Annotated in this window: 8 protein-coding genes; 2 read left to right on the plus strand and 6 right to left on the minus strand. The window is 48.3% G+C overall.

The annotated features are described in order from the left end of the window. The coding region (locus tag RMO84_RS19320) for a tetratricopeptide repeat protein (RefSeq protein WP_310490064.1) at positions 1–2487 on the plus strand (2487 nt) is incomplete at its 5' end. Between the two features lie 611 nt (positions 2488–3098). Here RMO84_RS19320 and RMO84_RS19325 read toward each other — a convergent pair. From RMO84_RS19325 to RMO84_RS19340, 4 genes are all read right to left on the minus strand, one after another. Next, the gene (locus RMO84_RS19325; RefSeq protein WP_310490065.1) at positions 3099–3971 is read right to left on the minus strand and encodes a hypothetical protein; all 873 of its coding nucleotides are present in this window, start codon (positions 3969–3971) and stop codon (positions 3099–3101) included. A 127-nt stretch (positions 3972–4098) separates the two neighbouring features. Further along, the gene (locus RMO84_RS19330; protein WP_310490066.1) at positions 4099–5199 is read right to left on the minus strand and encodes a hypothetical protein; all 1101 of its coding nucleotides are present in this window, start codon (positions 5197–5199) and stop codon (positions 4099–4101) included. 65 nt (positions 5200–5264) lie between these two features. After that, positions 5265–6317 carry a polysaccharide pyruvyl transferase CsaB gene (gene csaB / locus RMO84_RS19335; protein ID WP_310490067.1) on the minus strand — a complete coding sequence of 351 codons (1053 nt, stop codon included), beginning with the start codon at positions 6315–6317 and terminating at the stop codon, positions 5265–5267. A gap of 157 nt (positions 6318–6474) precedes the next feature. Next, positions 6475–6729 carry a hypothetical protein gene (locus tag RMO84_RS19340; RefSeq protein ID WP_396135904.1) on the minus strand — a complete coding sequence of 85 codons (255 nt, stop codon included), beginning with the start codon at positions 6727–6729 and terminating at the stop codon, positions 6475–6477. Between the two features lie 518 nt (positions 6730–7247). On the opposite strand from RMO84_RS19340, the gene RMO84_RS19345 reads away from it, so the two are divergent. Beyond that, positions 7248–8993 carry a hypothetical protein gene (locus RMO84_RS19345; RefSeq protein ID WP_310490069.1) on the plus strand — a complete coding sequence of 582 codons (1746 nt, stop codon included), beginning with the start codon at positions 7248–7250 and terminating at the stop codon, positions 8991–8993. A gap of 92 nt (positions 8994–9085) precedes the next feature. Here the strand turns inward: RMO84_RS19345 and RMO84_RS19350 are convergent, their stop codons facing one another. Together RMO84_RS19350 and RMO84_RS19355 are read right to left on the minus strand one after the other, a co-directional pair. Next, on the minus strand, positions 9086–9652 hold the full coding sequence (locus RMO84_RS19350; protein ID WP_310490070.1) for a hypothetical protein: 567 nt from the start codon (positions 9650–9652) through the stop codon (positions 9086–9088). A gap of 1 nt (position 9653) precedes the next feature. After that, the coding region (locus RMO84_RS19355) for a phycobiliprotein lyase (protein ID WP_310490071.1) at positions 9654–10205 on the minus strand (552 nt) is incomplete at its 5' end.

The raw sequence follows: 10205 nt of genomic DNA on the forward strand, positions 1-10205 counted from the left end.
GCTTGGGAGGCACTAGTATTATCGCCTGAAGATGTGGTCTGGCAACGATCGATAGAGGCAAACACTGTAGTCCTCGATCCTGAGGGCTTAATTAAGGTGGCGGGGAAAGATGACTTTGTCGGAAGACGACGATATCTGCAACGAGGACTAAAAGCCCTAAAATCTTCGAGCAATTTGGGAATTTGGTTGCATGGTTTGGGTGGGGTGGGCAAAAGTACGATCCTCTGTCGATTATTAGATCGGCTCACACCGATGTATGAGCGGGTAGTAATTGTCGGGACTTTTGATGGGGACAACCTGAAAAGATTACTTAGAGAACAGTGCAAAAGCTCCACAGGAATCACAATTTTGGATGGCGATCTGCCATTGACACAGAAGCTTGCGCTGTTTTTGGAAAATGGCTTGAATAAACCAGCACAGCGGTTGGTATTCGTACTGGACGATTTCGAGCAAAATATCGAGGCGGGGGGTGATGGCAAGCCAGTATTGAAAGCTGAAGTTGTCGAACCTTTGACAGCATTATTCGACGGTATCTTTAGCTCGAAGATCCCCCATCGAGTCATCGTCACCAGTCAATATGATGTCACCTTACGTTCATCATTCGATCGCAAAGTAGAGCGGTTTCAGGTGGAGCGGATGGATAAAGCCGATGTCAAGAAATTATCCGATCGATTGGAGTCCTTCGCGCCAGATTCTGACGTGCCAACGGAGTTACAGGCAAAAGCACAACAAATTGCCGATGGCTATCCGCGCTTGTTGAAGGCGTTGGATAAGATGCTCAAAAATACCACTGAGACTGACAGTGCGGCAATTTTAGCGGCGATGTCGGGCGAGAAGCAGGAGTTTTTGGCGAAGGTGTTGGCGGCGAAATTACTAGCGCAACAGGAGCCGGAGTTGCAGCAAATGTTGGCACGGGGGGCGATGTTTGAATTGCCTGTGCCGTTGGTGGTGTTGCAATCGATCTGTACCGATCTCGCGGGGTTAGATCGACATGTAGATCGATCGACAGCGTTGGGGCTATTGGAAACTGGTTTGAGTGCGGATTTGGTACGGGTGCCGAAGGTATTGGATTTGGAGCCAGCCGCAGATCTGGGAGAATTGGCAGCGATTGGGGTCAAAGTACTGCATCAGCAGTGGATCGAGCAAGCCAAATATTCTAATGAGGCGCAGCGGCTAGAAATACATCGGCTGGCGATGTTGGGTGGTGATGGAGAGATTGCGGTTAAGATGGCTCAGAGATTGTCTCAAAACTGGGTAGAAAAAAGTCGCCATCGAGAAACGGTGAATCTTTGCCAATTGACTGTAGCTTTACAGGCAGATGCCCAGTTATTTAGTTTGCTAGCCAGAGCAGAACGCAATCTGGGGAACGTTACCGCTGCCGAGCAACATTGTTTAGCCGCTCTGAAGATCTGCCCCGACACCGAAAAACAGATTTATGCAGAAATCATTCATAATTTAGCTCTCATTTATCAAGTTCAAGGGAAGCTGAAAGAATCACTGAAATATTGCCAGGAATCGATCGAGATTAAAAGAGAAATCGGCAACCGCCAAGGGGAAGCGGCGTCCCTCCATCAAATGTCGATAATTTACCAAACATTAGGCGATTTCAACCAAGCTCTGAAACTCTCCCAGGATTCGATCGACATAAAAAGAGAAATCGGCGACCGCCAAGGGGAAGCGGCTTCGCTCCATCAAATGTCGATGATTTACCAAACATTGGGCGATTTAAACCAAGCTCTGCAACTCTCTCAGGATTCGATCGAGATTAAAAGAGAAATCGGCAACCGCCAAGGGGAAGCGGCGTCCCTCCATCAAATGTCGATGATTTACGAAACATTGGGCGATTTAAACCAAGCTCTGCAACTCTCTCAGGATTCGATCGACATAAAAAGAGAAATCGGCGACCGCCAAGGGGAAGCGGGTTCGCTGGCACAGATGGCTAGTATTGCCCGCCAACAAGGTGACCCAGTGTTAGAGCGGGAACTCCGGTTACAAGCTGCGGTAATTAGAGGCTCGATTGGTGATTATGGTGGATTAGTTATCACCCTGCGGAATTTAGGGGCTAATGACGAACCCGATGCTCTTGGCTACCTCGCCCAATCACTCTGGCTCACTGTCCACTGCTCCACCAACTTAGAAGATGCAATCGCTCTCATCGTTGCCATCTACAACAAAGTCCCCAGTGGTGACAGCCTAGAATCCCTCCTCGGTGCGACAGCTTGCTATCTGTGCCACACCCGCTCTCACCCACAACTCGAACAGCTCATCGAACTCAGCAATGAAATAATTGATGCCGCCAGTCAACAGGAGATCGAAACCCCAGCAGATCGCGACAACTGGAAAAGCACAAATCGCCTAGACGATCCAAATTACTTTTTACCGCAATTGCTCGGACGATTGGAAGCTATTGTTGGGGATGCGTGGTTGTTCGATCGATCGGCGTTTGTGACGAAAAATCGATCTGCCTTCGAGCAGGGAGCGGGATAGGATTGCTGGTGGGGACAAAACCCCGACTTTTCCAAAAAGTCGGGGTTTTCGCTGGGCTAGTTCGGTGTGGAGGGGCAATTCATGAATAGCCCCTCCACCAAGTTTTAGAGATTGCTTCGTAGCAAACCAAAAACATCATCAACGGTGATGTTTAAATCTAGTTCTGATAAAACTGGTAATCGATCGCTTCCAGCTAGTTCGACTTTACCATTCACAGTTATTTGCTTTCTGCCGTAGCATTAGGACTATCGATCGTCCATCTGGTGAGTGTTTCGATCGATTCACAAAAACTCGATCGGGTGAGCTATCTAGAAATAAAAATCTGTAGGGGCGGGTTTATGCCATCAATTACGAATGTAACGATAACTATCGCACAAACCCGCCCTCACCCACTATTAACCTTCAGATCGTTTTTCTCATTTGGGTTGTAAAGCAATTTAGAGGCTGCTGATGGGGTTGGGCAGGTTCGTGCAAAGGTTAATTGCAGGTTTGGATTAGTGGCATAAACCTGCCCCTACAAAATTTGGGATAACTACCATAATTACTTGGTTTTAATCGATCGATTGGAGCTATTCTTAACTCGATCGAAACACCCCGATCGCCATAGAGAGCTATTGTAGTAACTGGAGGAGATCGGTGGCTACCGAGTCAACCTTGTTGGTTCCTGGTGGTGGAGAAAATTTAAAGCTTTTGGTATTGGGATTGGTGGTAGTCGTGTAACTAACAATCTTTTCGACTATTTTTACCTCTGCTTCTGAAGTATTACTCATAAATTCAACTCGCTTCAGGCTACCAGTTTCTGGCTGTACAAAGCCACTAAAGCCAGATTTTTCGGCGGGATTGTCGAAGGCATAGACGCGTAAACTTTGACCGTCAACTTGGCGAATGCTGCCTTTGAAATTAGCCATTTGACTGGGTGTTAGCGATTTAAACGGATTGCCACCAGCAGCCATGTCAGCGATAATTGCTTTGCGACCGGCTTCGGGCATACTTACAAAGAAAACTGTCGATAACCCCACCAGTAGCGAATAAGGTTGAGGCTTGAATTGTGCGAAGGTGGATTGGGAGTATTGGCGTTTGTCGGGACGATACATCCAGACAGTTTGACCGTCGCAGACGATCGAGTAACTAATACTAGCTGGCGATCCCGATCGAGAGATCGTTAATTCCGATCGAAAGAGATCGCCAGTTTGGGCGATCGTTTTGACATTAGCATTAATTTGAACGGGATTCGCTTTGGTACCTTTGCGCTGAAACGTCATCACGATTTGTGATTCGCTTTGAGCGCGATTGCCTTGCCAAAACTGGGCGATGGCTTTACCTAATAATTTTAGCTCTGGGGGAGTCGCTGTCGGGGCGGCTGTAGGTGTGGCGGCTGGGGTGGGAGTCGCTGTGGGGGTTGCCGTGGGGGTTTGCGCTCGGACGCTACTAGCTAGGCTCAGTAGCAGGACAGTCACGATCGTCTCGGACAAAAATTTCGACATATTTAGCGGTGGCAATCTACTGCGAAAATGGGGGGATATTGGAATTAATTTGACGAATGACGATCGAGCATCGCATCTTCACCCGATGCCATCCGCTGCACGCTAAACCAAGGATCGATTGGGTGAATTATTCTGGTTGTTTTTTAGGGAATTTAGGGAGATCGATCTTGACTGTTGTTTTGTCGATCCCACGTTGTGGCTGCCTGTCGAGGGTGATGGACGGCCAATTTGGGGAGGATTTGGCGATCGGCTCGTCGATCGCGACACTCTCTTTGTCCACTGTATCTGAGGATAGTGGGGCGTCGGTAGTGGGATCTGATGTCGGCTGTATGCGATCCTTGCTCGCGCGATCTTGCAAGATGGCTTCGCGCCAGTCGATCGGGTGGGGCGTTGGGGTAGCAGCGGTAACTGTAGTCTTAGGTGGGGCGGGTGTCCAGTTAGGGGTGTGCCGTTGCGGTAGATGGATTGGCGTCAGGGGTGGTGCTGGTTCGATTTCGGCTGTGGAGATCTCTGGATCGCCAATTGTGGTTTCGATCTCGTCGGTATGAGTTGGTGGCTCGGCGGCTCGGCGGGCAAGATCGCGCTCGTGGGCTAGTTGGGCAGCGGCAACGGTTGCGGTAGAGGTACTGTCGAAGTTTGGCTCGACGAAATCTGTCCCATGTGGCTGCAAGTCACTATCTACGGTATCTGTGTCGATCGCCTCTGCATTTTTAGTCGCGGCAGTAGCTTGCAGTTTGAGGCGGCGATGGAGTTCGATCGCGACTTGTTCGGTTTTGACTAATTTTTGCGCTTGCTGTTGATATTTTTGGCGGAGTTCTTCGTGTTCTGCTTCGATTTGGGGGACGATCGTTTGGACGATTTCGAGTTGTTGGGAGAGGGTTTCGATCAGGGTTTGTTGGCGTTGACCGATTTGGTGGGAACTCTCTAGCTGCTGAAATAGCCCGCTGACCCGATCGCGGGCGACATTCAATTCGTCTTGTTGTTGCAAGATGGTAATTTCATGCGCCTGATTCGCTTCTTGCTGATTGTGAAGGGTTTGTTTGGCAGAGGCGAGAGCTTGCTCCAATCTGGCAATTTCTTCGACTAATTGGCGGTTGATTTGGCGCAGATTGCTGACTACTGTCAGCCAATCAGTGCGATCGTGTTGAGCTGCAACCGTTGTATAGACAGTTTCGATCGCTTGGTCTGCTGTAGCTGGCGAATCGGGCTGTTGTTCTGCTGAGGACATGGCAGGATGGATAGGTAGTGGTGGTAGATGGCGAAGGAAGTACTAATCTAATCTGTTGACTGTAGTTAGATTCGATCGATGGCTTCACTTAGCAAGTCTTTATGGGCGATCGATTTTTGGCGGATTGTTTGCAGCGATTCGTTACTCAGAGCCGTTCCGGTTTCGAGCTGTTGTTGCCAAGCTTGAGTAATTGTCGCTGCATCTGTGGGAATGTCCGCCAATTCCCAACCAGGAAGATCGATTTCTGTCATTAGTTTACTCACTTTTGGGTCATAACTTACCGCCCAACATTTACAACCTTCGGCGGCGGCCATAATCAGACTGTGATACCGCATTCCGATTGCCAGATCGACGCCTTGAAATAGACCTTTGAGTTGTTTGGGATCGGTCAGGGTAACTACTTGACTATTATCGGTCAGTTCGGCTTGAATCTGGCGCGCCAGATCGAGATCTGTAGTCGGTTGAAAGGGGACGAGTAAAACGTGGCTGCCAGTGGCAGCTTGCAAGTCCACTAAGGCGGTAGTAAGCGTCTCCAAGCGTTCGTTTGTCAACTGGGGATGCGATCGCAAGGTGACGGCGATTTTGGGACTGGCGATGCTGGCAATTTCGGGTACGGGGGTCGCGGCCATACTCCACACCGGATCGGGAGCCATAATGCAATCTATGCCCCAATCGGCGAGCAAGGCTGCCGAAGCCGGATCTCGGACACTCACAGCCGTACAGTTGCTAAATGCGCGTTTGGCAATCCACCGCGTCAGCGGCTTATTTACAGGGCCGATGCCTTGGGCGATGGCGATCGTTTTCAATCCGAACTGTTGGGCTAATCCCATTAGCCCCCCATAGTAGATCGAATTGCGCAGACTGGTGGCATCTTGAATCAGACTGCCACCACCTAAAATTAAAACTTGGGATTCTTTGAGCGCGCGGACGACTGAGCCGCTATTCATTCGATCGTAACTTTTGACGCCATAACTTTTGGACGTAGCGCGCGGGGTGGCAGACAATACCAGCGGCTTCACCTGTGGCGGCAACATTTCCAGCATCGACACTAGTAAGGCTTCATCACCACCATTACCTTTGCCGTAATAACCACACAGCACAGCTTGGATCTCAGTCATTCGATCGCACACCCCTTGATACCTTAGGGATATTTTACACGCATCGGCTCGTTGTCGAGACTCGATCGATGGGATCGCTGGATTTGAGCTGCACTGGCGATCCACTTTGCGGAATCGACCTGCGTTAGCTGCGCAAAATGTTCGCTAATAAACCTGCTTAATTTAAGTCCGAGGAGTTAAACGGATTTTCACCTACGCCTAACTCGCGTTTACTGCGGTCTAAATTTTGCCACAACTGGTAGATTTGCGCGTGAGCTTCAACTGCTGACAACTTACCAGCCGTAGCCAGACAGGAAATATAATTCACTCGATCGGCAAATTCTTGTAAATTAGCATTAAATACTAAATTTTCTGGGTTCACCTGCCCATAGAAACTATGGCGTGGGGATAGGAAGTCTTGAGTACGCAGCATCATCGCTTTCAGCAGAGGTTAATATCGATCGACAAATTATAATTCAGTCGCACCGACTCATCATCCGGATAAATCCGATCGCCATCTCGATCGATATCGCTAGAACTTGACACGCAGCCGATTGAGGTCGCGAGCCAATCTCGGTGCGATTTCTAGTTGTCAGCATCGGGGCGGAATCTCTGCTGCTAGCCGCTGCAAACGTTTGGATGTGGGATGGCGATTTCACAAAGCGAACGCTGCTGCGCTAACTTCCCCGATCGAGACTCTGCCCTTAAATTTACCTCGCACACATCATATTTCAGAATGTGTGTTATATTCAAAAAGTTAAAAATATCCCCAACTCAACACCTCATTTGTAAAGACATTTATTAATATCTGTGCGAATTTAAAATTTTCTATTTAGACTTCAGTTTTGGCGATCTATTCTTTAATCGATCGAGACTGCCGATCGGAATCGTCAGCTTCAGTAATCTCCACAATACCGACGTTATCTATCTTCCAACCAAAGGTAAATCGATATGACAACCGTTTATGCTGATACTTATGGGTTCAATTCAGATGATGCTACTACTGCCTTGCAATCCGCAATTAATGACTCCACTGCGGACAAAATTATCGTTCGCAATATGGGTAATCCCTGGCTAATTAGTGAAACTATTTTTCTCAATAGCAATAAAGAGATTGACTTCGAGCCAGGTGTTGTCGTCCGAGCGAAATCGGGCACCTTTTTGACTAATACCAAACCACTGTTTCGGGCATTAAGCCTCGATAATGTCAAACTGGTCGGTCAGGGTGAAGGCGCAGATCGAGCCACCTTGAGCATGAATAAAGATGAATATACAGACAACAGTAGCTCTGGAAATCAGTATGGACATATTATCGATATTAATGGCACCAATAATTATGTAGTTAGCGGCTTGACCATAACTGGTGCCGGCGGCGACGGTATTAATATCAATGGGGCTGACTATAACGATCCTTTATATGCTGACAAACGTACTTATTCGGAAAATGGGTTAATTGAGAATGTCACCTTAGACAACAATCGTCGCCAGGGCATGAGTGTCATCTCAGCAAAAGGTCTAGTCGTCCAAAACTCAAGATTTATCAATACTAGTGGCGTAGAGCCTTCTAGTGGGATCGATTTTGAACCAGATTATAATTATCAAACACTACAGAATATCCAACTTAGCAATGTTTATGTAAATGTTAATAATGGAGACGGAATTTCCTTTGCATTTACTCAGCTAGATAACAGTTCTCCTTCAGTATCGATCGATATTAATGGCGCGACGGTCGATCGGAATAATTCTGGAATTAATGTCGGTACTTATCCATCATCCGCTCATCCCAATAGTAACTCGGCGGACTCAACGCCCAACGGTACAATTAATATTAGCAATACTACGATTACGGGAACTACTGGGACGCGTTTAGTAGAAAATCAACCTAGTGCAGCCATTGCGATCGATGCATTATCCGGCGATCGCAGCGATCCGAATAATTTAAAAGTTAACTTTGACAATGTGAGTATTAGCGATACTGCCAACACTCAATTTTTGACAAACCCAATCGCGATTCGCGGTTTTGGGGGCGAAAACAACCGCCAGCAAGTTGGGAATATGTCTTTTAACAATGTGACAGTTAGCGATAACTTCAATCGGGATATTTTTAACGCCTGGCTGGGTCGCGCTGATGGATATTTAAGCAACGTATCGGGCAACATTACCGGAATTAATCCGAATGGGGTCACTAGCAATTTCAGTAATGGAACTACTGCGCCACAAGACTTCTCTTTGACAGTTACAAATGGCACCGCTACTCCTACGACTCCCACGACTACTGCAAGTTTGACGTTGGTCAACTCCACCTTTGATAATGGTCTGACTGGTTGGTATCCTTTCAACAATGATGTTTCGGTAGTCAATCGTTCCGGTGGCTCGAATTGGGTCAAAATCGCCGCTAGTGGGGGTGGCTTAGACCAAGATGTGACCGGCGATATTGTGACCGGACAAAGTTACATAGTTGGTGGAACTGCCCAACTCTCGCAGACTAACGATGTGGGTCTTTTCGGCGTATTGTTCAAAGATGCTAGTGGCAAAATCACCGATATCGAATCTATTAATGTTACGGACAGTACCAGTCAATATTTCCAGCTAGGTTTTACGGCACCGACTAATTTTGCTGAAGCCAAGATTTTTGCGTACAAAGATGCTGGCACCGCCGATTTATTCATAGACGATTTCTCGTTATTTAAACAATGATTGTGGCAATTTAAAGTAACTACGATCGCATCCTGAAATTAATCGATCGGCAGATTGGCATCCCGGGTAGAGATGCCAATCTGCCGATCGAATCAGGGTGTTGTTAACCGATTCCCTTCACCGCGCCACCAAGCTAAGGGATCGATCGTGGGTGAATATGGCGGCCAACAGTAGATACTTCGATCGACTGGTGTCAATGACGGTTGCGCAAAACCCAAGCCCAGACATAAATGACTGAGCACTTGGGCGTATTGGCGATCGTGTCCGGGATAGCCGAGATGGGCGTGTGCGTATTCATGCGCCACTAGAGCCAGCCAATCGACTGGCGCGACTCGTCCCACGTCTACCAAAATCGTCGTCGGCTCGGCATTAATATTGCAAAAACCATCGAGTTGCACCGATGTCGCAAAGGGGACTGCCAAGATCTGGATCGATCGCCGATCTGCTGGGTTGAAACACTCATGACAAGCCATCAGATGGACTTGGAGCGATCGATTGACAGTCTCAATCTGCCGCCCGATCCAATTACAAATTGAGACTCGATCGCGCAGATTGCGCGTGACGTCTACCATCTGCGGATCTGGCAAGACAGATCGAACTTTATTTAGATAGGTTATCCCAGCTTGATATGCTTCCGTGTGTTCGCTCGCGATCGTCAATCTACCAGCCTAGAGGAGAAACAACTAACTTCGGATCGATCTGCTCGGCAACTTTATCACTAGCTGTTTCTGGTAATACGCGCGTCTCCGTGCAGAATGTCGCCGTACTAAATCCACCCATCCGCTTGACGGTACTGCTGCGAACGCGGACATTCGGACTAGGGAACCAAAATCGCTCGACCGAACTCATGATGTCATAGTCCGTGATCAGCACCAAGCCGCCATCATCATCCATATGGTACTGTCCCGCCACCGCGACGATCTCAGCATAGCCGCGATCGCGTAACAACTGCCCGCTGTGCGGTTTATCGGCATCTGGGACGAGTGCGAAGACAGTCTTCCCTTCATGGTTTTCGCCTTCCTGGTCCCAACCCATCGAAGCCGCCCAAGTCACACAACAGCCGCCCACAGCCAAACTGGGATCGACTTGATGGGATTCGCACAAGGCGATTATCTCTGGATCTCGCGCTGCTAATGCTTTGACTTCGATCTCCGATTCCCCCATCTCCGATCGTCTAAATGCCAGGTGATGTGTAGTCCGTTTCGATCGCCA

Source organism: Chamaesiphon sp. VAR_69_metabat_338 (assembly GCF_031423935.1).
Classification (GTDB): Bacteria; Cyanobacteriota; Cyanobacteriia; order Cyanobacteriales; family Chamaesiphonaceae; genus Chamaesiphon.

Coding starts and splice junctions, on each gene's coding strand:
- RMO84_RS19325 (WP_310490065.1), bottom strand. CDS start 3,971: ATGTCGAAATTTTTGTCCGAGACGATCGTGACTGTCCTGCTACTGAGC.
- RMO84_RS19330 (WP_310490066.1), bottom strand. CDS start 5,199: ATGTCCTCAGCAGAACAACAGCCCGATTCGCCAGCTACAGCAGACCAA.
- csaB (WP_310490067.1), bottom strand. CDS start 6,317: ATGACTGAGATCCAAGCTGTGCTGTGTGGTTATTACGGCAAAGGTAAT.
- RMO84_RS19340 (WP_396135904.1), bottom strand. CDS start 6,729: ATGCTGCGTACTCAAGACTTCCTATCCCCACGCCATAGTTTCTATGGG.
- RMO84_RS19345 (WP_310490069.1), top strand. CDS start 7,248: ATGACAACCGTTTATGCTGATACTTATGGGTTCAATTCAGATGATGCT.